The following is a 21,144-nucleotide window of genomic DNA, read 5'->3' on the forward strand; positions in this document are numbered from 1 at the left end:
TCCCGCGCGGGCGAAGCCGTGGCCTCTGGTGCTCTGGGCGCGTCGGCGGCGGCGCCTGCCCCGATGATGTTCACACATCGAGATACGCCTCCAGCCCGTGCCGGCCGCCCTCGCGTCCGTACCCGGACTCCTTGTAGCCGCCGAACGGCGAGGTGGGGTCGAAGCGGTTGAAGGTGTTGGACCAGACGACGCCGGCGCGCAGCCTGCTCGCCATCCACAGGATGCGCGACCCCTTCTCCGTCCACACCCCCGCCGACAGGCCGAACGGGGTGTTGTTCGCCTTCTCCACCGCCTCCGCCGGGGTACGGAAGGTCAGCACGGACAGCACGGGGCCGAAGACCTCCTCGCGGGCGATCCGGTGCGACTGCGCGACACCGGTGAAGATGGTCGGCGGGAACCAGAAGCCCTTGTCGGGCAGCGAGCAGGCCGGGGACCAGCGTTCCGCGCCCTCCGCCTCCCCGAGGTCGGACAGCTCGCGGATCTTGGCGAGCTGGGCCGCGGAGTTGATCGCGCCGATGTCGGTGTTCTTGTCGAGCGGGTCGCCCAGCCGCAGGGTGCCGAGCCGCCGCTTCAGCGCGTCGAGCAGCTCCGTCTCGATCGACTCCTGCACCAGCAGGCGGGAGCCCGCGCAGCAGACGTGGCCCTGGTTGAAGAAGATCCCGTTCACGATGCCCTCGACGGCCTGGTCGAGCGCGGCGTCCTCGAACACGATGTTCGCTGCCTTGCCTCCGAGCTCCAGCGTGACCTTCTTGCCGGTGCCCGCGACCGACCTCGCGATCTGGCGGCCGACCTCGGTGGAGCCGGTGAAGGCCACCTTGTCGACATCGGGGTGGTTCACCAGGGCGGCGCCGGTCTCGCCCGCGCCGGTCACGATGTTGACCACGCCGGGCAGCAGGTCGGCCTGCGCGCAGATCTCCGCGAACAGCAGCGCGGTCAGCGGGGTGGTCTCCGCGGGCTTGAGGACGACGGTGTTGCCGCAGGCGAGCGCGGGGGCGATCTTCCACGCGAGCATGAGCAGCGGGAAGTTCCACGGGATGACCTGGCCGGCCACCCCGAGCGGGCGCGGGCCGGGGCCGTACCCGGCGTAGTCGAGCTTGTCGGCCCAGCCCGCGTAGTAGAAGAAGTGGGCCGCGACGAGGGGCAGGTCCACGTCGCGGGACTCGCGGATCGGCTTGCCGTTGTCCAGCGACTCCAGCACGGCCAGCTCGCGCGAGCGCTCCTGGATGATCCGCGCGATCCTGAACAGATACTTGGCCCGCTCGGAGCCGGGCATCGCCGACCAGACGCCGAACGCCTTGCGCGCGGCCTGGACCGCCCGGTCGACATCGGCCTCCGTGGCCCAGGCGACCTCCGCGAGGACCTCCTCGGAGGCGGGGTTGACGGTCTTGTTGCGGTTCTCGCCCTGGGAGTCGACCCACTCGCCGCCGATGAACAGGCCGTAGGACGGTCTGATGTCGACGACGCCACGCGACTCGGGCGCCGGTGCGTACTCAAACATGTGAACGCCTTAGTCGAGGGTGAAGTAGTCGGGACCCGCGTATCTGCCGGTGGTCATCTTCTGGCGCTGCATCAACAGGTCGTTGAGGACGCTGGAGGCGCCGAGCCGGAACCAGTCGGGGCTGAGCCAGCCGTCGCCGACGGTCTCGTTGACCAGGACGAGCATCTTGATCGCGTCCTTGGTGGTCTTGATGCCGCCCGCGGGCTTCACCCCGACCTTGCGGCCGGTCGCGGCGAGGAAGTCGCGGACCGCCTCCAGCATGATCAGCGTCACCGGGAGGGTCGCGGCGGGCTGGACCTTTCCCGTGGAGGTCTTGATGAAGTCGCCCCCGGCCAGCATGGCCAGCCAGGACGCGCGGCGCACGTTGTCGTACGTGGACAGTTCGCCGGTCTCCAGGATCACCTTCAGGTGGGCGGTGCCGCACGCGGCCTTGATCGCGACGATCTCCTCGAAGACCTTGAGGTAGTCGCCCGCGAGGAACGCGCCCCGGTCGATGACCATGTCGATCTCGTCGGCGCCGGCCGCCACCGCGAGGGTGGTGTCGGAGATCTTGACGTCGAGCGAGGAGCGCCCGCTGGGGAAGGCGGTCGCGACGCTGGCCACCTTGACGCCGGAGCCCTTCAGCGCCGCCACCGCCCCGGCGACCATGTCGGGGTAGACGCACACCGCGGCCACCTTGGGCACGGAGGGGTCGGCCGGGTCGGGGTGGACGGCCTTGGCGCACATCGCGCGGACCTTACCCGGGGTGTCGGCCCCCTCCAGGGTCGTCAGGTCCACCATGCCGATGGCGAGGTCGATGGCCTGGGCCTTGGCGGTGGTCTTGATGGATCGGGTGCCGAGCATCGCGGCGCGCTGGTCGGCGCCCACGCGGTCGACGCCGGGCAGGCCGTGCAGGAAGCTTCGCAGCGTGACGTTGGACGCGGCCACGTCGTTGAGCGAGGTCGTCATAGTTGACACCTCTCCAGCATGCCTACTGGTGTGATTACTTCCAAACTGGACCCTGCCCAGCGGCCTTGTCGGTTTTCGTCAACTTCCGCCGACCAGCCCGCATGAGACCCGCACGAGAGCGGGCACCATCGCCTCTCCCCGCCCCGCGAACTCCTGATGGCTTTAGCCAAGTTTGTCCTATGCCATGACATAGATCTTGGACTTCCGCCTTCGTACCTGTATGCAGGTGAACAGGCGAACATAGCGGGGGATTCGTTTATGTGGCCCTTTAGGGGCGATTGCTCGATCCGGGCGCGCTTCACAGTCCTTGCGGCGGTGGTGTCCCTGATCGTCTTCACCGTGATCGCCGTAGGTCTCGACCTCATGATCCGTAATGCGATCCGCGACGACATATTCCGCGAGACGCAGCGGGTGGCGATCGACTGGATCGCGTCGATGAAGCCGGGCCTTTCTCCGGTCGCGGCGCCGACCACCAAGGTCAATCTCCTGCAACTCGTCGACTCGCGTGGCCGGGTGGTGTCGGCCAGCCCCGCCGCCGCGGGGATGCCGCCGCTCAGCACCGTCCGGCCACCCCACGACGACCGCATCCTGCACCTCACCGAGTGCTCCCAGACCGGCTGCGTCCTGGTCACCGCCACCCGCGTCTCCCCCCAGGAGGCCCGCTTCGTGTGGAACGGCGACTCTCACGTCGTCTACGCGGGAATGGCCGAGCCTCCCGCGCTGGCCACGCACATCCTGGAGATCGGCACGCTGACCGCGGCCCTGCTCACCGCCGCCTTCACCACCTGGATGGTCTGGGCGCTGGTCGGCCGGACACTGCGGCCGGTGGAGGCGATCCGCGAGAGAACGTCGGAGATCGGCGTCGGCGACCTGAGCCTGCGGGTGCCGGAACCGCCCTACGACGACGAGATCGCCCGGCTGGCGCGCACGGTCAACGAGACCCTGTCCCGGCTGGAGAAGGCGGTGGGACAGCAGCGGCACTTCGCCTCCATCGTCTCCCACGAGCTCAAAACCCCGGTGGCCGGCCTTCGGGTACAGCTCGAAGAGGCGGTGCTGTACCCGGACAGCGTCGACCAGCGCGAGGTGATCCAAGCGAGCCTGGCGACGACGGAACGGCTCCGAGCACTGATCGACGACATTCTGATCTTCGCCCGGATCCGCACGGCCGCTCCCGCCCCTCCCGAGCCGGTCGACCTCGGGACGCTGGTACACGAGGAGTTGATCACCACGACGCGGCCCGTGCCGGTGCGCACCCGGGTGAGGAACGAGGTGACGGTCCTCGGCAACCGCGTCCAACTCGGCGGGGTTCTCAACAACCTGGTCGTCAACGCCCAGCGACATGCCAGAACCGGCGTCGAGGTCAGCGCCGAGCGCAGGGGCGACCAGGCGGTGGTAACGGTGAGCGACGACGGAGACGGCATCGCACCGGAGGCCCGCGAACGGGTCTTCCAGCCCTTCGTACGACTGAGCGACGGGCGGCACAGGGATCCCACCGGCAGCGGGCTCGGCCTCGCCATCTCCCGCGCGATCGTCGCCGACCACCACGGGACACTGGAGATCGAGGACAGTCCGCGAGGCGCGCGCTTCGTCCTCCGACTGCCGCTGCTCGGGCGTGGCGTCACGGACTGACTCCGGCTGCCGCCGCTCCGGCCTGGAGTGACAGAGTGAACCCTTCCGATCACAGCACTAGGTAGTACCGGCACGGGCCGGGCCCCACCTAGGTAGTGCCGCGGCGAGAAGTGCCCGGGAGATAGGACATCCTCCCGATGTGGGACCGGGGGTCTTAGGACGAATCTTGAGTCTGTAAGGAAAGCGTGCCGCGAGGCGCCCCATCAGAAAGGAACCCTCATGGGTCCCGAGTTCCACCTTGAGATGATCGCCCACCGGACCGCCGAACTCCGCGAGGAGGCCGACAAGTACCGCCGCGCCCGTGAGGCGGAGGAGGACAGGAAGGCCCACTCCTCGGAGAAGCGCCGCGGGAGCCTCTTCAGCAAAATCATTCCGGCATGACCCCGTCCCGAGAGCCCGGCCGCTCCCCCTCGCCCGGCCGGGCCTCCCTGCCTCCCTGACTCCCCGATTTCACCGAGCGAAAAATGAGGAGATCGCACCTTTAAGGCATGACATGCTGGCAGACATGGTGGGTCGGGCGGTAAGCCCCATCTTCGTGGGGCGGGAGAGGGAACTCGCGGACCTGACCGAGGCGTTCGAGCAGGCCCGGAAGGGCGCGGCGGTGACCGTGCTGCTCGGCGGCGAGGCGGGTGTCGGCAAGTCACGCCTGATCGGGTGTTTCGCGGAGCGGGCCACGGCCGACGGCGCCCACGTGCTCAACGGGGGCTGCGTGGAGCTGTCGACCGAGGGCCTCGCCTACGCGCCGTTCACCGCGGCGATCCGCCAGTTCGTCCGCGAGTGCGGCGTCGAGAAGGTCGCGGCCCTGCTTCCCGAGGGAGGGACGCGCGACCTGGCCAGGTTGCTCCCCGAGTTCGGTGAGCCGAGCGGCGACACCGAGAGCGACACCGCCCGCGCGCGCCTCTTCGAACAGATCCTCACCCTGCTGGAACGGCTCGCCGAGCGCCACCCGGTGATCCTCCTCATCGAGGACGTCCACTGGGCCGACAGCTCCAGCCGCGACCTGATCGCCTTCCTCAGCCGGAACCTGCGCACCGCTCCCGTGCTGATGGTCCTCACCTACCGCTCCGACGAGCTGCACCGCCAGCACCCGCTCAGGCCGGTGCTCGCCGAACTCAGCCGACTGGACGGGGTCCTCCGGCTGGACCTGCCCCGGCTCACCCAGTCGGAGGTGGCCGCCCAGATGGCCGGCATCCTCGGCAGCGCCCCCGAGTTCGCCCAGGTCGACCGGGTCTTCCAGCGCAGCGAGGGCATCCCGCTGTTCGTCGAGGCGCTGATGGAGTGCGGCGGCGACTGCACCTTCCCCGACTCCCTGCACGACCTGATCATCGGCTCCGTGGAGCGGCTCCCCGAGGAGACCCAGCGGGTGCTGCGCGTCGCCGCCGCGGGCGGCATCCGGGTGAGCCACGCCCTGCTCGTCGCGGTCAGCGAGCTGTCGGACGTCGAACTCGACGACGCGCTGCGCACCGCGATCGCGGCCAACGTGCTGCAGGTCGCCGACGGCCGCGCCTACGTCTTCCGGCACGCGCTGATCCGCGAGGCCGTACACGACGAGCTCCTGCCCGGCGAGCACGTACGGCTGCACGCCCGCTTCGCCGAGGAGATCGGCAGGGACCGCACGCTGGTCCCTCCCGGCCGGGCCGCCATCGAGATCGCCCACCACTGGCACGCCGCCCGCGACGACCTCTGGGCCCTCATCTCCGCCTGGGAGGCGGCGGGCAAGGCCGCCAACACCTTCGCCTACAAGGAGATGATGCAGCTGCTGGAGCGGGTGCTGACACTGTGGGGCAAGGTTCCCGACGCCGCCGAGCGCATCGGCGTGGACCACACCACCGTCCTGGAGCACGCCGCCGAGGCCGCGAGCGCGTGCGGGGAGGTCGAGCGGGGCGGCAAGTTCGTCAAGGCCGCGCTGAACGAGCTCGACGAGCGGACCGAACCCGCGAGGGTGGCGAACCTGGTCGTCCGCAGATCGCAGTTCAGGAAGTCCAAGCGGCGCCCCGGGGTGCTCGACGATCTTCGCTACGCCGAGCGCCTCGTCCCGGAACCAGGGCTGGAACGCGCCGAGGTGCTGTCCAAGCTGGGCTCCTACCTCATATTCAGCGGAGAGCTGGAGGAGGGGACGGCGCACACCGAGGAGGCGCTGCGGATCGCGCGCGAGTACGGCGAGGAGACCCTGGAGGCGGAGCTGCTGCTCAACCTCGCGCTGGGCCACTCGATCGCGGGGCGCCTCGACGTCACGATCGAACTCAACGAGACCGCGAAGGCGATCGGCGAGCGCGTCGAGTCCGGCCGCAGCGTCCTGCGCGCCATCGCCAACAACGTGGACGCGCTGAACAACATGGGCCGCTCCACCGAGGCGATCGAGCTCGCGCTCGAAGGGGAGCGGCTCGCGAGGAAGTACGGCCGCCACCGTGACCAGGGCACGTTCATCGCCAACAACCGGGCCGAGGCGCTGGAGGCGCTGGGCAGGTTCGACGAGGCCGCACAGCTCGTCGAGCAGCTCCTCGGCGCGGACCCCACCCTGCGCACCCGCCACCACCTGCGGCGGATCCGCGGGGACGTGGCGATCGCCCGCGGCGAGACGGACGTGCTCAGAGCCGTCCTGGACGAGGTGGGCGCCTTCGGCAACGCCCCCGAGGAGTTCATGCAGGAGCTGACGGCCAACGCCCGGCTCACGATCGGCCTGCACCTGCTCAGCGGGGAGCCGCTGGCCGCGCTGGAGGTCGCCGAGCAGGTCGCCCTCGAGGCGCAGATCACCAGCAAGCCCATGCTGGGCTGGCGGGCGCTCGGCCTGCTCGGAGGGGTCTGCGAGACGGCCGAGGCGCTCGCGCCCGAACGGGTGGCGGCGCTGCACGCCCACGTCGAGAAGGCGAGGGAGGCGATGACCGTGGACAGTCCCGTCGCCGAGGCATACCGGCTCGGTCTCATCCGCGACCACGACGCCGCGGCCACCGCCTGGGAACGGCTGGGACGTCCCTTCCTGCGGGCGAAGTCGCTGCTCCTCGGCGGGCGGACGACGGCCGGCGCCGGTGACCGCGACGGTGCCGCGTCCCGGCTGCGCGTGGCCCACCCGATCGCCGTCGCGCTCTCCGCCCGGCCGCTCGCCACCGAGATCGAGGTGCTCGCCCACCGGATCGGGATCTCCCTCACCGAGCAGGCCGGAGACACCGGGCGGGCCAGAGGCTCCGAGCCGCCGCTCACCCCGCGCGAGCTGGAGGTGCTCCGGCTGGTCGCCCAGGGCAGGTCCAACCGCGAGGTCGCCACCGAGCTGTTCATCTCGGCGAAGACCGTGAGCGTCCACGTCTCCAACATCCTCGGCAAGCTGGGGGTCTCCACCCGTGGCGAGGCGGCCGCGGCCGCCCACCGCCTCGCCCTGATCGGCTGACCCCTCACCCGCCGCCGCTGACGCTCACCCGTCGCCTCGCCCTGATCCCCCTGCTCCACCGCCGCCGAGCACACGCGGTCGTACCGGCCCCGATCAGGCGAACAGCGGTTCGAGCAGCAGGATCACACCGAAGACGGCGAAGGCCGCGGCGGCGCCGTACCGGATGATCTTCTCCGGCAGGTGCTTGCCGAGCATCCGGCCGACCACGATGGCGAGGGCGTCCGCGGCGACCATGCCCACCGTCGAGCCGATCCAGGTGCCGAACCAGCCGTACTGGGTGGCGAGGGTGATGGTCGCGAGCATCGTCTTGTCCCCCAACTCGGCGAGGAAGAAGGCGACGGTCACGGCGATGATCGCCGACCGGGTGGTGCGCTGCGCCTTCTGCGACTCCTCGTCGGTCAGCTCGTCCCCGCGCAGCGTCCACAGCGCGAAGCCCAGGAAGGCGATGCCCGCGATGATCGTGATCGCCGTGGTGGGGAGAAAGTCGCCGACCAGCCCGCCCAGGGCGACGCTGAACAGGTGGACCACCGCGGTGGCCAGGGTGATTCCGGCGAGGACCGGCCACGGCTTGAACCGGGTGGCGAAGGTCATCGCCATGAGCTGGCTCTTGTCGCCGAGTTCGGCCACGAAGATCACAGCAAGACTGATCCAGAACGCTTCCAACGAAGGTGCCCTTCCCGCGTACGCAGCCGGGCGGAAGGGGATACCCGGGGAGTTTCGGGCACGTCTTCGGCCCGGCGGCATCCAGTTAATGCCTGCCAGGCCGAAGGTCTCGTCCGCCACGAAGCCAAGCCGAACCGGCCGGATCCGAGGCCCGCGCAACCGGGCGCCTCAGGCGCCAGCATGTCGATCACGCGATTGGGACTACTCCCCTTCGGGTCTTTCCATCAGACCATAGCAGCAGAAGTCGGATGCCCATTCCCACCTCAGAGCCGGGTGCCGACCATCACGGGCTCGTTGACCAGGGTGACGCCGAACTTCTCCAGGACGCCGTCCCGCACCTCCCGGGCGAGGTCGAGGAGCTCCTCCGTCGAAGCCGTCAGCTCCGGATTCGTCATGGCGAGGGTGTGCTTGGTGGAGATGCGGGCCGGGCCGCGCCGGTAGCCCTTCGGGAACCCGGCGTTCTCGATCAACCACGCCGCCGGGACCTTGACCGCCCCGTCCGGCATGTCCCAGCGGGGAAACCCCGGCGTCCGCGACTCAAGCTCGGCGGCCTGCGCCGCGGCGAGGACCGGGTTGGTGAAGAACGACCCCGCGCTGCGGGTGTCGGGGTCGGCGGCGTCCAGGACCATGCCCTTGCCCGCGCGCAGCTCCAGCACCGCCGCACGGGCCTGGGCGAGCGGCACACGCTCGCCCAGGGCGACGCCGAGCCGGGAGGCCAGCTCCCGGTAGGCGACCGGGCCGGACAGCGCGTCCCCGGCCAGCTCGTAGGTGACCGCGAGCACGACGTATCGCCCCAGATCATCCTTGAACGCGCTGTGCCGGTAGGCGAACCCGCACTCCCGCGCGGTCAGGTCCCGCACCTCACCGGCCCGGCGGTCGTAGACGCGGACGGCGGTGATCGTCTGGGAGACGTCCTGCCCGTAGGCTCCGACGTTCTGGATCGGCGTGGACCCGACCAGCCCGGGAATGCCGGAAAGGCACTCCACACCCGACCGGTCCTCCCGCACCGCGCGCTCGACCAGGGCGTCCCAGTCCTCGCCCGCCTGCGCGGTGACCAGATCCCCCTCGATCTCGACCCCCCGGGAGGCGACGCGCACGACCAGGCCGTCGAAGCCCGCGTCGGAGACGACCAGATTGCTGCCGCCCCCCAGCACGAGCACCGGCTCGCCCGCCCTGTCGGCCGCCGCCACCAGCTCGACGATCTCCTCGGACGACCCCGCCTCCACGAACGCCCCGGCCGGTCCCCCCAGCCCCAGCGTCGTGTACGGCGCCAGCCGTACCCCCGCCACCCGCTCCGTCATGCGCTTCCCCACCCGCCACCCGGCCGAAATCCGCGACCAGCCTACGGGGAGCGCAGCAGCTTCAGCACCCGGTCATAGGTCCGCCGGGACTCCCTGTCGCGATATTCGGGGTCCGCGCCGTCGTCGCGGCGGTGCCGTTCCTGACGGACCGGGAGATCCTTTCCCAGGGCGACGAGCGTGCCGGGCAGCTTGAGCGAGAACTCCAGGTCGGCGTTGCGGTAGTAGCGGGCGTCGGCGGGGAACCCCCCGGCGGCGAGCGCGGTGTCACGCCTGATCGCGAACAGGTGGCCGAGCAACCCCCGGACCTCGCCCGGCTCGGCCTCCAGCCACTCCTTGTCGTCCTCGCGGGGGTTCACGCCCTTCCACCCGGCCGCGGTCACATCGTCGTCCAGCGCCTTGACCAGCGGGGCGACGGCGTCGCCCTCCAGGATCACGGAGGTGTCCATCACGACGTGCACGTCCGAGGTGTCGAGACGCAACAGCTTGTCCCTGCTCTCACCCCATCCCGCGGAGCCTCCCCTCCAGTGCGGCGACTCGGCCACGTGCCAGGACTCCACCCTGCGGGGAAACTCTTCGGCCAGCTCCTCCAGGACCTCTCCCGCGCCGTCCACGTTTCCCAGGTCGAGGGCGAGGATCCTCGCCTCCGTACGGGCGACCAGGGCGCGTACGCACTCGCGAAGCTCGTCGGGGTGGCCGTCGACGAGCAGCGCGACGGTCACCGTCGGCCGCGCCTCCGGTGGCTCCTCGGCGTCGGCCGGCGGAGCGATCGACTCGTCGAGCCGGGAGATCGACAGGCTGGCGTCCCACAGCAGCTGGGAGAAGACCATCCGCTCGGGGTGGCCGTCGAGATCGTCGGTCCGGCCGACCAGCTCCGAGCCCTCGGGCCTCTGCTGGGGCGCCGCCTCGGTCTCGGCGACCCGCTCGGCGTCCAGGTCGCCGAGTCGGCCGGGGTCGCGTCCGGGGTCGGCGGCCTCGGCGACCCGCCCCGGATCCGCGGAGTCTTCCCGCCCCGCGGCGTCCTTGACGTCCTCGGCGTCCCCGCCATCCCCGGCGTCGACCCGTCCCTCGGTCGTGGCGGCGTCCGGCTCCCCGGCCGAACCGTCCCGCGCCGCCCCCTCGGGCAGGGCACTCACCGTGGGCCACACCTCGAAGGAAGGAGAGGGGATGAGCTCGAAGCCGTCGGCGGTGTCCCGGACGAGCCAGCCCTCGCTTCTGATCTCGTCACGGAGCGCGTCGGCGGTGGCGTGGTCCCGCTCGGCTCGCGCCTTGGCCCGCCGCTCGGCGAGGCCGGTCACGTTAGGAGGTACTTCGCTCATGCTGGGGAGCTACCCCGAGACAGGAAGAAGATTCGGCCCCTGCCCAGGAGCATGCCGTGAACCACGGGCCGTTCCCGTGAACCACGGACTCCGCCGGTGAAACACGGACTCTGCCGGTGAAACACGATCCGTGCTCGTGGATCACGAGCCGAACCGTCACGAGCCGATGAACCGCGTCCCGAACCGGCGCGGACCGCATCCGGTGAATCCCGGGCGGAGCCGCGCCGTATGAGACCGGCCAGGCCATGCCATGCCATGCAGGGCGGGACCGCGCCCGTGACGGGGCACCTACGACAGCTGGACCACCGCGCGGGCCTTGGAAAGGACCCGGGAGTCGTTGGACTTCGCGGTCAGGGCGACCACCACGCGCTTGTCCTCGAGCTTCTCCTCGATGAGCCCGCTCACCGTGATGACGGCACCCTGCTCGTCGTCGGGGACGACCACCATGGAGGAGAAGCGCACCCCGTAGTCGACGACCGCGCCGGGGTCGCCCGCCCAGTCGGTGACGAACCGGCCGCCCTGCGCCATGGTGAACATGCCGTGCGCGATGACGTCGGGGAGCCCGACGGTCTTGGCGAAGCGCTCGTTCCAGTGGATGGGGTTGAAGTCGCCCGAGGCCCCGGCGTACATCACCAGGCTGGCGCGGCGCACCGTGTATTCGGCGGGCGGGATCTGCTGACCCGTCTCGACCTCGTCGTACTTGACCGTCGCGGCCATGTCAGCCCGCCCCTCCACGCTCGACGATGGTGTTGTAGGTCGTGCACACGGGCTCACCGTCGACGGTGCTGACGTCGCTCTTGACGGTGATCAGCTCGTTGCGGCCGACGCTGCGGATGTCGGTCACGGTGGAGACGCTCACCAGCTCGTCTCCGGCGTGGATCGGCCGCCGGTACTCGAAGCGCTGCTCGCCGTGGACCACCATGGCGAGGTTCAGGCCGAGCTCGGGGTCGGTCAGGATCGTCCCTCCGACCAGGCTGAACACGATGGGGAAGGTCGGCGGCGCGATCACGTCGGGGTGCCCGGCGGCCTGGGCCGCCTCCCTGTCCCGGTAGATCGGGTTGTCGTCCCCGATCGCCGTCGCGAACTCTTTGATCTTCACGCGACTGACCTCGTACGGCGAGGAGGGCGCGGACGCCCGCCCGACGAAGTCACGGTTCAGAGCCATCGTGCTCCTTTGCGGATACCGACGCGACGAGACCGGTCCGTAGACCGGAGTGGAAGCGAGACACTAACAGAACAAGATTCCAAAGCGTGCCCCCGGACCCCGCCCGGACCCGCCTGGACCTCGGCCGGCCATCTGGAAGTGTGCCACCAGCAAACCTAGCCCGGCTCGCCCTCCCGCAGGTTCTCTTCCACGGTCAACGCCCGCGCGAGAAAACTGTACGGATACGACAAACCGGCGCCTCATTGGAGGACGCCGGTTTTCGTGGAGTGTGTGCGTGCCGATGAAGCACTCATCTCCCGCCCACGGCGGAAGGCTTCGCGCAGACTAGCGAGTCTCGCGGTGCGCCTGGTGCGTCTTGCAGTTGGGGCAGTACTTCTTCAGCTCAAGCCGATCCGGGTCGTTACGCCGGTTCTTCCGCGTGATGTAGTTGCGGTGCTTGCACTCCTGGCAGGCCAGCGTGATCTTCGGCCTAACGTCGGTGGCAGCCACTTGGGAGTGCCTTTCTACGTTCTGGACAGTGGACAACCCACGACAGGACTTCTCTGGTGGGAGAAGCCCCTGTGGGTAGTAGCGGAGGCCGGACTTGAACCGGCGACACAACGATTATGAGCCGTTTGCTCTGCCTGGCTGAGCTACTCCGCCTTGAGGCCGACGAAATCGACCGACCCCACAAGGATACCCGACCCGCAGAGTGCCTGCGTACTTGTGCAGGTCAGGGCGACCTCTTCTGGGTTGCCCCAGTATGCCCGCTCGCGTGTCAGGAACCTTGAGTATTTTCTGGCTCGCCTTTGCTTGTTTAAGGCCAACCAAGCCGAAAGCCCTAACCGAGAGGTTAGGGCTTTTAGGCTGTTGAGCCCCTTTACGGAATCGAACCGTAGACCTTCTCCTTACCATGGAGACGCTCTGCCGACTGAGCTAAAGGGGCCTGTCCGTGTCGCTCTCGCTTGCGGACAGGTGTAACCATACACGGCTCCGCAGCGGGATGCGAAATCAATAGAGGTCCGCCCGGACCACCACACGCTCCCCGCGACGGACCCCGCCCGATCTTCGGCCCGCCCCCTCGAATCCCGCCTGGGTGCGCGAGGGAAACGGGCGTGCCGGAAGGCCGTGGTTCGCCACCAAGTGACCACCAAGTAGCCCATAAGAGAACCGTCGCATCGTGGTCGGGTAAGCAGCCCGCACCGACCGAGGAGCCCTCGACATGACCCCGGAACTTCTGGGATTCCAGATCACCCACCGCGCGATGCGCGGTGACGTCCGCCGCCTGGCCACGCTCGCCACCCAGCTGGCCGAGGGCCTGCAGTCGGCCGACCAGACCCGTGCCCGCGCCATCGCCGATTTCATCACCACGCTGAACCGGGGCATCCACCACCACCACACGATGGAGGACAAGGTGCTCTGGCCCGTCCTCGAACGGTCCGCCGGAGCCGAGGTGGACCTGCGCGACCTGAGCGACGACCACGCCGACCTCGACCCGCTGCTGGCCGAGATCGACGGCCAGGCCGCCGCGTTCGCCTCGACCGGCGACGCCTCCGCGCTCGCCAAGTCCCTCACCCGGCTCGCCGACATGCTCGACGAGCACATCACGGAGGAGGAGCGGCTGCTTTTCCCGATCATCAGGAAGTACGTGTCCGTCGCCGACTGGCACCGGGTCGAGACGGAGGTCCGCAAGGGCGGAAACGTCAGGATCGACCTGCCGAGGATGGAGCAGTACGCCGAACCCGACGAGATGGCCCGGCTGCGCAAGCTCGCCGGTCCCCCGCTGACGGTGATGCTCTCCCTGTTCCGGCGGGGCCACCGGCGGCGGCAGCGGCTGATCTTCGGCCCCCTCGCCGTCTCCTGAACGGGATCCTCACCGCGTCCTCGGCGTCTCCTCGAGACGGATCCTCGCCGCGTCTCCTCGTCCCGGCCCTTCAGCGCGCCCCCTCGATCCGGGTTCTCACCGCCCAAGCGCCTCGGCGGCCCTGCGCGCCCAGTGCGGTGATCCGATCCGCTCCGCGACGGCCACCGCCCGCTCGTAGTGTGCGGTCGCGTCCCGGCCGAGGAGGACGGCCAGGTCGCCCAGGATCTGGGCGACCGGCCCGAGGGTGATCGATCCCGAGTGCATGCCGGCCGGCTCGCCGTCCCAGGGCAGCAGGACCTCGTAGCAGTGCTCGGCCGCCCGCCGGTCGCCCAGCGCGATCGCGTTCTCCCCGCGCAGGCCCTGCCAGAGGAGCCAGTAGTAGTCCAGGCGGGGCTCCTGATCGGCCTGCCAGTACGTCCGCGCCTCGGCCAGGCGCCCCTCGGCGATCAGCGCCCTGACCAGGATGTCCGAGAGCCCTTCCGGGACGAGCTCGTGCAACGCCAGCAGCTCGGAGATGTCCTGCGGCAGACCACCCGCCAGCCGGGTCACGAACCGGCCGATGGGCCCCATGATGTGGGCGTTCGCCCCTCCGGCGGCTCTCATGCGTTCGGCGATGGCCAGATAGGACCGCTCCGCGCCCTCGAAGTCACCCTTGATCAGCAGGATCAGCGTGTCGAGCATGGACAGCACGCCCAGCGCGAGACCGAGCTGGCCGGTGGTGGAGTGCTCCAGGGCGCGGTCCGCGTGGTGCCTGGCGGCGGCGAGGTCGCAGCGGCCCAGGCTGACCATGAACAGGGCATGGTGTCCCTGCATCGCGTACCCGGGCAGCCCCGCGCGGTCGCCGAGCTCGACCAGCTCACGGGCCACGACCTCCAGCTCGTCGCGGCGGCCGGGGGTCAGCAGCACGAAGTAACGGGCGTTGAGCGCCAGGCAGACGAGGTCCGTACGCCCCAGGCGCCTGGCGATCTCGACCGCCTCGGCGCTGTAGGCCCGGCAGCGCTCGTCGTCGTGCCCCTCCAGCTCGAAGACGAGCGTGGCCAGCAGCCGGCAGCGGGTCTCGTCGTCGGCGCCGTCCAGCGCCGCCACCAGCGCGTCGACGAGCGGCTGGTCCACGTAACGGCCCGGCTGGATCGACCAGGTCACCGGCGCGTCGTACGCGGTCAACGCCCGGTTCAGGCCGCTGCCCAGCCGCCGCGCGAGGGCGACGGCCCGCTCGCGGTTCTCCCTGGCGGCCAGTACGTCGCCCTCGTGCGCCTGTACGGCCACCAGCGAGCAGAGCAGGTCGAGCCGGAGCGCGTCGTCGTCGACGTGTTCCAGCGCTCCCCGGTAGAACGCCCCCGCCTCCCGATAGGAGTGCATCCCCCTCGCCTGCTCGGCCGCCGCCCTGGCGTAGGGCACCGCCCGCCCCGCCGAGCCCGGGGTGGCCGCGGCGAGCGCGTGATGGCCCAGCGCGGTGACCTCCCCCGGCCTGACCCGCTCCAGCGCGCCGACGACTCTGCCGTGCAGCCGGGTACGGCGCAGTACCGGCGTGTCCTCGTACAGGGTCTCCCTGACGAGCACATGGGCGAAGCGCACCCGTCCGGGGGCGGGTTCGGTGAGCAGCCCGGTCACCACGCCCGCCTCCAGCGCTTCGAGGGCGGTGTCCTCCTCGGCGCCCTCCAGGGTGAGCAGCACGTCGACATCGACGTCCCTCCCGACGACGGCCGCGTCCCGCAGGATCCGCTGGGCCGTCGCGGGCAGTCTGGCGATCCTGCGACGGATCAGGTCGCGCACGCCCGGCGGCAGCGCGCGGGCGGCCGAGGTACCGTCCGTGGTGATCAGCCGCGCGGTCTCGCAGACGAACAGCGGGTTGCCGCCGGTCCGCTCGGCCACGGTCCGGGCGGTCACCGCGTCCACCTCCCGCCCCGAGCGCTCACGCAGCAGCAGTGCCACGTCCTCGTCGCCGAGCCCACCCAGGTCGATCCGGTGGGTGTCACGCCCGGCCAGGGCCGCCCAGGTCGCCCCCAGGTGCTCGACGGCCTCGGTGGGCCGGTAGGTCGCGACGATCATGATGTCCGCCTCCGCGCCCCCCGTGGCGAGGTGACGCAGAAGCTGGAGCGTCTCGCTGTCGGCCCGGTGCACGTCCTCCATGACCACCAGCAGCCGGGTGCCGCGCCCGACGACCCGGGAGAGGTAGTCGCCCACCGCGCGGGCCAGCAGGAACGGTCCCGCGGGCGGGGCGTCGTCGTCCAGCAGCGGTGCCAGCCGGACCGCCAGATCACCCTCCGGCGGCCGTTCCACGGCCAGGGCGCGCAGCACCTCGCTCCACGCCCACGCGGGCGGCGCCCCACCGTCGGTCTCCGGGCACTGCCCGGTCGCGGTCAGCCAGCCGCGCTCCGCGAGCCGCCGGGCGAACGCGGTGGCCAGGGTGCTCTTACCCGCTCCCGGATCACCGCCCAGCCACACCGTGCGCACACCGCCCTGGCGCGCGACCGTTTCCAACGCCGCCAGTTCCTCGGTACGGCCCACAAGACCGGAACCGGGGTCGTCGAGGGCCTCGGGGACGTCGAGAGCACGACCTTCTCCCCTGTCACGGCCCGTGTCCCTGTCCCTGTCGTGCTCCTGGCCCTTGTCCCCGTCCCGACCTCGGTCGAGCTCCCGACCCCGGTCGTGGTTCGGGCCGCGATCACGCCCCATCCGGTCCGGCCCCGGCCGTCCCCGACCTCCCTGATCCGGCTTCCTCCCCCCGTTCCCCGCGGCGTCCGAGAGCGGCGTCCGTACCCGGACGGGCGCCTCCACCCGGTTCAGGGAGTCGGCGTGGGCCAGGATGTCGGCCTCCAGCGCGCGCAGCGCGGGGCCCGGGTCGATTCCCAGCTCGTCGGCGAGGGTCTCGCGTGCCCTCCTGATCGCGCCCAGGGCGTCGGCCTGCCGCCCTGCCCGGTAGTAGGCGAGGGCGAGCAGCCGTACCGCGTTCTCCCTGAGCGGGTGGGCGCGGACGTGCCGCTCAAGCTCGACCTCCGCGTTGCGGCCGAGCGCCAGCAGTGCCTCCGCCCTGTGTTCCACGGCGACGAGCCGCAGCTCTTCGAGCCGCGCGGCCTCGGGCTCGGCCCACTCGTCGTCGGCGAACTCCCCGTACGCGGGTCCCTGCCACAACCCGAGTGCCCGGTCCACCGTCTCCAGTGCCCGTGCCCCGTCCCTCTCGGCGAGCGCGGTCCCGGCGGCCTCGACCAGCCGGGGGAAGAGCCAGGCGTCCACCTGCTCGGAATCCAGCCGCAGACGGTAGCCGGGTACGGCGCTGACCAGCACCGTGGCGGGTGTGCGCGGCAGCCGGCCGGGTTCGAGCACCCGCCGCAGGTTGGACACGTAGACCTGGAGGGCGGCCAGCGCCTTCGGCGGCGGTTGCCCGCGCCACAGGTCATCGATGAAACGATCGGTGGAGACCACGTGCCCGCCCGCCGCGACGAGCCTGGCCACCACGGCCCGCTGCCGGGAGGTGCCGAGGTCCACCGTACGGCCGTTGATCTCCGCCTGGAGCGGACCAAGAACACGCAACATAACAAAAGGCAGGGTATGCGCCCTTCGGCTGCTTCTGGCAAGCCCTGAGTTCTTCCTCGCCTTCGACGAACGCCCAAACTTCTGACGAACACCGGGGAGCACGATGTCGCAGGATCGCCGCAGGGAAACGATCCGGGCGCTCGACGAGAGCGACCGGCCACACCTGTACTGGCACGGGGTGGACGGCGACGGCCACGTGTGGCTGTTCGAGACCGTCATCGACAGCGGCGGGGAGTACTGGCCGGTGAGACACGCCGAGCTCGGCTCGGACGGCATCGCCCGCACGTACTCATGGCGCCACATCGAGGACGAGCACGGTTTCCTGGCCGAAGGGCCGATCTATCCCGGCGACTTCGGCCTGAACGCCCTGACCTCGCAGGAGTTCGACACCCTGTGGGCCGCGATCGGCGGATGAGTTCCCTCGCGGTGACCCGGCTCACCCGCCCGGAAGCGTGACCGAGTCTTCGGCCGGAAAGCCCCTCGCACGACTCACCCGGCCGGGGCCGTCGCCCGGTTCCCGGCCGGAAGCCCCTCGTACACCTCTCGGCTCACCCGGCCGGAACCCTGACCAGGATCCCGGCCGGAAAGCCCTCGCACGCCCCTCGGCTCACCCGGCCGGGGCCGTCGCCGAGGTCTTGGCCAGAAGCCCCCTCACCCGCGGCACGACCTCCTCGCCGTAGAGGCGGATCGAGTTCATCAGCTTCTCGTGCCCGAGCGTCCCCGAGCTGTACTTGAGCTCGAAGCGGTTCACGCCGAGCGTGCTCACGGTCTTCGCGATCTTCGCGGCCACCGTCTCGGGTGATCCGACGTAGAGCGAACCCTCGTCGGCCTCCGTCTCGAAACCGTCCCGGGACGTGGGACCCCAGCCGCGCTCACGGCCGATGCGGTCGTGCAACGCCCGATAGTGCGGCCAGAGTTCTTCGCGGGCCTGCCGGTCGGTCTCGGCGATGTGACCCGGCGAGTGCACCCCGACCGGCAACCGCTCGACCTCCAACTGGGCGAGGGCGCGGTGGTACAGGTCGACGTACGGCGCGAAACGCGCCGGCGCACCGCCGATGATCGCGAGCATGAGCGGCATCCGGTAACTCGCCGCGCGCACCACGGACTGGGGGCTGCCGCCGACGCCGATCCAGGTGCGCAGCCGGCCGGACTCCGTCTTCGGATACACGTGCTGGTCCTTCAGCCCGGCACGGAGCCGGCCCTGCCACGTGACGGGGCCCTCCTCCAGGAGATGGGAGAGCAGGTCGAGCTTCTCCTCGAACAACTCCTCGTACTGGGCCAGGTCGAAACCGAACAGCGGAAACGACTCCGTGAACGAGCCGCGGCCGAGAATGATCTCCGCGCGGCCCTGGGACACCGCGTCCAGGGTCGCGAACTTCTCGAAGACCCGTACCGGGTCGTCCGAGCTGAGCACGGTCACCGCGGTGCCGAGGCGGATGCGTTCGGTGCGGCCGGCGATCGTCGCCAGCACGATCTCCGGTGCCGAGATCGCGAAGTCGTCCCGGTGGTGCTCCCCGACGCCGATGGCGTCGATCCCCACGCTGTCGGCGAGCACCGCCTCCTCGACGACGTTGCGGATCACCTGCGCGTACGGCAGCCGGTTTCCGTCCGCGTCGGCGGTGACGTCGCCGAACGTGTCGATCGCGAACTCAAGCGGTGCGACCATGCTCCCTCTTTCCCAACGGTTTCCCAACCGCCTCTCAACAGCCTCTCAAGGCTCTCACCGGCACGGGCAGTAGACGAAACCACGGCACCGGGGCGAGAATTCCGGCACCCCCCGCCCCACCCCTGACCTGGCACTTCACCCTCCGGCGCCGTGGCGGGAACTTTTTTTCGCCGAATGTCGGCCAGAATGTCGAGAACACGGCCGCCTGCTTCTACCTGTGGGTGAGAGCGTCGAGGAGGACGCTCGAACGTGAGGAGCGATGGCATGAAGTACATGATTTTGATGCAGTTCAGCGGGCAGATGAAGGACGCGGTGCCGCCGATCGACACCTGGCCCGTCGGGGACCTCCAGGCCCACATCCAGTTCATGCACGACACGAACGGCAAGCTCGTCGAGTCCGGGGAGTTCGTGGACGCCCAGGGACTCGCGGCCCCCGACCAGGCCAAGATCGTACGGGCCGGGGAGGGCGGCGCGGCCGTCGTCACGGACGGCCCCTTCCCCGAGACGAAGGAGTTCCTGATCGGCTACTGGATCGTCGACTGCGAGAGCCCCGAGCGGGCGATCGACCTCGCCGCGCACATCTCGGCGGCCCCCGGCCCCGGCGGCCGGCCGCTGAACATGCCGATAGAGCTGCGCCAGGTGATGTCGGCCGCTCCCTCCGAGGAACTGTGACCGCTGAACGGCCCGGTCCCCGGAGGACCGCGACCACCGACCGGCCTGGCACCCAAAGGGCTGTGACCGTTGGATAGCCCTGCCGCCGACGCCGTCGACGACCTGCTGCGCCCGCTGGTGCCGCAGGTCGTCGGCGTGCTCACCCGGCGGTTCGGGGACTTCGCCGCCGCCGAGGACGCGGTCCAGGAGGCACTGATCGACGCCGCGGCCCAGTGGCCGGACGAGGGCGTTCCGGCCAACCCGCGCGGATGGCTCATCCAGGTCGCGTACCGCCGGATGACCGAGCAGGTACGCAACGAGCAGGCGCGGCGCCGCCGGGAGGAGTTGGTCGCCACCCGGGAGTCCTCCGACCGGCGGACCGCCCCACCGGCGGACGACGCGTACGAGACGGACCGGGACGACACGCTCACCACCCTGTTCCTGTGCTGCCACCCGGCGCTCACCCCGGCGTCGGCGATCGCCCTCACCCTGCGGTCCGTGGGCGGCCTGACCACGGCCGAGATCGCCAGGGCGTTCATGGTGCCCGAGCCGACCATGGCGCAGCGGATCAGCCGGGCCAAGCAGCGCATCAAGGCCTCGGGGATCCCGTTCCGCATGCCGGCTCCCCAGGAAAGGGCGCGACGGCTCGGCTCGGTGCTGCACGTCCTCTACCTCGTCTTCAACGAGGGCTACGCCAGCAGCGCCGGCCCCGACCTGCAGCGGGTGGAGCTGTCGCGCGAGGCGATCCGGCTGACCAGGATGGCCCACGACCTGCTTCCCGACGACTGCGAGGTGGCCGGGCTCCTCGCGCTGATGCTGCTCACCGACGCCCGGCGTCCCGCCCGTACCGACCCCGGCGGCACCCCGATCCCCCTCGCGGAGCAGGACAGGAGCCTGTGGAACGGCGCCGCCGTCGCCGAGGGCGTCGCGCTCGTCACCGCCACCCTGTCCAGGGGCGCGGTCGGCCCCTACCAGCTCCAGGCGGCGATCGCCGCGGTCCACGACGAGGCGGCGACGGCCGAGGAGACCGACTGGCCGCAGATCCTGGCGCTGTACGGCCTGCTGGAACGCATGTCCGACAACCCCATGGTCTCCCTCAACCGCGCGGTCGCCGCCGCCATGGCGCACGGTCCGGAAATCGGCCTCGACATGCTCAGAACACTCGGCGCCGACGACCGCCTCGCCGACCACCACCGCTTCTACACGGCACGTGCCCACCTGCTGGAGATGGCCGGTGACCGGCGGGCGGCCCTCGACGACTACCGCGCGGCGGCGAGCCGCACCACGAGCGCCCCGGAACGCGACTACCTCACCACCCGCGCCGCCAGACTCACCACCCCGAACCAGCCGGAACTCAGCCCCAATGGCCTGCCGACTCTCTTCGGCACCTGTCAAGCAGGGCAGGGCGACACCTCGGAACGAGTGGAAGAGATCCCGACCGAAGGCTACGGTCACGAAGCGTGATCGACACCGCCCCGATCATGGCCGTGGCCTTCCGGGACCACAAGAACCACGAACGTTGTGAACAGTTGACGTGGCCGGGCACCC

The 21,144-nt window shown here is 70.5% G+C and carries 17 protein-coding genes and 2 tRNA genes; 7 read left to right on the plus strand and 12 right to left on the minus strand.

The window, feature by feature from the left end; translation table 11 throughout:
• Positions 1-70 precede the first annotated feature (70 nt).
• Both ACFY3D_RS03775 and deoC read right to left on the minus strand, forming a co-directional pair.
• Positions 71-1,498, minus strand: coding sequence for an aldehyde dehydrogenase family protein (locus tag ACFY3D_RS03775; RefSeq protein ID WP_389974509.1), 1,428 nt, complete (start codon positions 1,496-1,498; stop codon positions 71-73).
• Between the two features lie 9 nt (positions 1,499-1,507).
• Positions 1,508-2,446 (minus strand): deoxyribose-phosphate aldolase, encoded by a 939-nt coding sequence (deoC, locus tag ACFY3D_RS03780; protein ID WP_389974511.1) that lies wholly within the window; start codon positions 2,444-2,446, stop codon positions 1,508-1,510.
• Positions 2,447-2,761: 315 nt separating this feature from the next.
• On the opposite strand from deoC, the gene ACFY3D_RS03785 reads away from it, so the two are divergent.
• From ACFY3D_RS03785 to ACFY3D_RS03795, 3 genes are all read left to right on the plus strand, one after another.
• The gene (locus ACFY3D_RS03785) at positions 2,762-4,075 is read left to right on the plus strand and encodes a sensor histidine kinase (RefSeq protein ID WP_389974514.1); all 1,314 of its coding nucleotides are present in this window, start codon (positions 2,762-2,764) and stop codon (positions 4,073-4,075) included.
• Positions 4,076-4,294: 219 nt separating this feature from the next.
• A complete protein-coding gene (locus tag ACFY3D_RS03790; protein WP_389974515.1) occupies positions 4,295-4,456 on the plus strand; it encodes a hypothetical protein in 162 nt (53 codons plus the stop codon).
• 124 nt (positions 4,457-4,580) lie between these two features.
• Positions 4,581-7,457: an AAA family ATPase gene (locus ACFY3D_RS03795; RefSeq protein ID WP_389974518.1), complete on the plus strand. Its 2,877-nt coding sequence runs from the start codon at positions 4,581-4,583 to the stop codon at positions 7,455-7,457.
• A 93-nt stretch (positions 7,458-7,550) separates the two neighbouring features.
• Here ACFY3D_RS03795 and ACFY3D_RS03800 read toward each other — a convergent pair whose 3' ends face one another.
• The 8 genes from ACFY3D_RS03800 to ACFY3D_RS03835 form a co-directional block, all read right to left on the minus strand.
• Entirely contained in the window at positions 7,551-8,120 is a 570-nt protein-coding gene (locus ACFY3D_RS03800) for a TMEM165/GDT1 family protein (protein ID WP_350942880.1), read from the minus strand.
• Between the two features lie 263 nt (positions 8,121-8,383).
• A complete protein-coding gene (locus ACFY3D_RS03805) occupies positions 8,384-9,421 on the minus strand; it encodes a UDP-N-acetylmuramate dehydrogenase (RefSeq protein WP_389974522.1) in 1,038 nt (345 codons plus the stop codon).
• A 41-nt stretch (positions 9,422-9,462) separates the two neighbouring features.
• A complete protein-coding gene (locus ACFY3D_RS03810; protein WP_389974525.1) occupies positions 9,463-10,737 on the minus strand; it encodes a hypothetical protein in 1,275 nt (424 codons plus the stop codon).
• Positions 10,738-11,025: 288 nt separating this feature from the next.
• Entirely contained in the window at positions 11,026-11,454 is a 429-nt protein-coding gene (locus ACFY3D_RS03815; protein ID WP_350942877.1) for a MaoC family dehydratase, read from the minus strand.
• 1 nt (position 11,455) lies between these two features.
• Positions 11,456-11,902, minus strand: coding sequence for a MaoC family dehydratase N-terminal domain-containing protein (locus tag ACFY3D_RS03820; protein WP_350942876.1), 447 nt, complete (start codon positions 11,900-11,902; stop codon positions 11,456-11,458).
• A gap of 324 nt (positions 11,903-12,226) precedes the next feature.
• On the minus strand, positions 12,227-12,391 hold the full coding sequence (gene rpmG, locus ACFY3D_RS03825) for a 50S ribosomal protein L33 (RefSeq protein ID WP_030921771.1): 165 nt from the start codon (positions 12,389-12,391) through the stop codon (positions 12,227-12,229).
• A gap of 79 nt (positions 12,392-12,470) precedes the next feature.
• Positions 12,471-12,544 (minus strand) — tRNA-Met (locus ACFY3D_RS03830).
• A gap of 210 nt (positions 12,545-12,754) precedes the next feature.
• Positions 12,755-12,827, minus strand: a tRNA-Thr gene (locus tag ACFY3D_RS03835).
• Between the two features lie 276 nt (positions 12,828-13,103).
• On the opposite strand from ACFY3D_RS03835, the gene ACFY3D_RS03840 reads away from it, so the two are divergent.
• Complete coding sequence (locus tag ACFY3D_RS03840; RefSeq protein WP_389974528.1) at positions 13,104-13,745, plus strand: hemerythrin domain-containing protein; 642 nt, start codon at positions 13,104-13,106, stop codon at positions 13,743-13,745.
• Positions 13,746-13,841: 96 nt separating this feature from the next.
• Here the strand turns inward: ACFY3D_RS03840 and ACFY3D_RS03845 are convergent, their stop codons facing one another.
• A complete protein-coding gene (locus tag ACFY3D_RS03845) occupies positions 13,842-17,279 on the minus strand; it encodes a BTAD domain-containing putative transcriptional regulator (RefSeq protein ID WP_389974531.1) in 3,438 nt (1,145 codons plus the stop codon).
• A gap of 103 nt (positions 17,280-17,382) precedes the next feature.
• On the opposite strand from ACFY3D_RS03845, the gene ACFY3D_RS03850 reads away from it, so the two are divergent.
• A complete protein-coding gene (locus tag ACFY3D_RS03850) occupies positions 17,383-17,694 on the plus strand; it encodes a hypothetical protein (protein WP_350942873.1) in 312 nt (103 codons plus the stop codon).
• 192 nt (positions 17,695-17,886) lie between these two features.
• Here ACFY3D_RS03850 and ACFY3D_RS03855 read toward each other — a convergent pair whose 3' ends face one another.
• A complete protein-coding gene (locus ACFY3D_RS03855) occupies positions 17,887-18,945 on the minus strand; it encodes an LLM class flavin-dependent oxidoreductase (RefSeq protein ID WP_350942872.1) in 1,059 nt (352 codons plus the stop codon).
• 264 nt (positions 18,946-19,209) lie between these two features.
• On the opposite strand from ACFY3D_RS03855, the gene ACFY3D_RS03860 reads away from it, so the two are divergent.
• Both ACFY3D_RS03860 and ACFY3D_RS03865 read left to right on the plus strand, forming a co-directional pair.
• Entirely contained in the window at positions 19,210-19,617 is a 408-nt protein-coding gene (locus ACFY3D_RS03860; RefSeq protein WP_389974534.1) for a YciI family protein, read from the plus strand.
• A gap of 69 nt (positions 19,618-19,686) precedes the next feature.
• Positions 19,687-21,060, plus strand: coding sequence for an RNA polymerase sigma factor (locus ACFY3D_RS03865; RefSeq protein ID WP_389974537.1), 1,374 nt, complete (start codon positions 19,687-19,689; stop codon positions 21,058-21,060).
• Positions 21,061-21,144 lie beyond the last annotated feature (84 nt).

The sequence above is a fragment of the Streptosporangium sp. NPDC000509 genome (genome assembly GCF_042898365.1).
Classification (GTDB): domain Bacteria; phylum Actinomycetota; class Actinomycetes; order Streptosporangiales; family Streptosporangiaceae; genus Streptosporangium.

Bases quoted from the DNA above. Each gene is read 5' to 3' on its own strand.
- ACFY3D_RS03795 (WP_389974518.1), top strand. From the start codon at position 4,581: ATGGTGGGTCGGGCGGTAAGCCCCATCTTCGTGGGGCGGGAGAGGGAA.
- ACFY3D_RS03820 (WP_350942876.1), bottom strand. From the start codon at position 11,902: ATGGCTCTGAACCGTGACTTCGTCGGGCGGGCGTCCGCGCCCTCCTCG.
- ACFY3D_RS03850 (WP_350942873.1), top strand. From the start codon at position 17,383: ATGTCGCAGGATCGCCGCAGGGAAACGATCCGGGCGCTCGACGAGAGC.
- deoC (WP_389974511.1), bottom strand. From the start codon at position 2,446: ATGACGACCTCGCTCAACGACGTGGCCGCGTCCAACGTCACGCTGCGA.
- ACFY3D_RS03805 (WP_389974522.1), bottom strand. From the start codon at position 9,421: ATGACGGAGCGGGTGGCGGGGGTACGGCTGGCGCCGTACACGACGCTG.
- ACFY3D_RS03775 (WP_389974509.1), bottom strand. From the start codon at position 1,498: ATGTTTGAGTACGCACCGGCGCCCGAGTCGCGTGGCGTCGTCGACATC.
- ACFY3D_RS03810 (WP_389974525.1), bottom strand. From the start codon at position 10,737: ATGAGCGAAGTACCTCCTAACGTGACCGGCCTCGCCGAGCGGCGGGCC.
- ACFY3D_RS03815 (WP_350942877.1), bottom strand. From the start codon at position 11,454: ATGGCCGCGACGGTCAAGTACGACGAGGTCGAGACGGGTCAGCAGATC.
- ACFY3D_RS03845 (WP_389974531.1), bottom strand. From the start codon at position 17,279: ATGTTGCGTGTTCTTGGTCCGCTCCAGGCGGAGATCAACGGCCGTACG.
- ACFY3D_RS03860 (WP_389974534.1), top strand. From the start codon at position 19,210: ATGAAGTACATGATTTTGATGCAGTTCAGCGGGCAGATGAAGGACGCG.
- ACFY3D_RS03855 (WP_350942872.1), bottom strand. From the start codon at position 18,945: ATGGTCGCACCGCTTGAGTTCGCGATCGACACGTTCGGCGACGTCACC.
- ACFY3D_RS03790 (WP_389974515.1), top strand. From the start codon at position 4,295: ATGGGTCCCGAGTTCCACCTTGAGATGATCGCCCACCGGACCGCCGAA.
- ACFY3D_RS03840 (WP_389974528.1), top strand. From the start codon at position 13,104: ATGACCCCGGAACTTCTGGGATTCCAGATCACCCACCGCGCGATGCGC.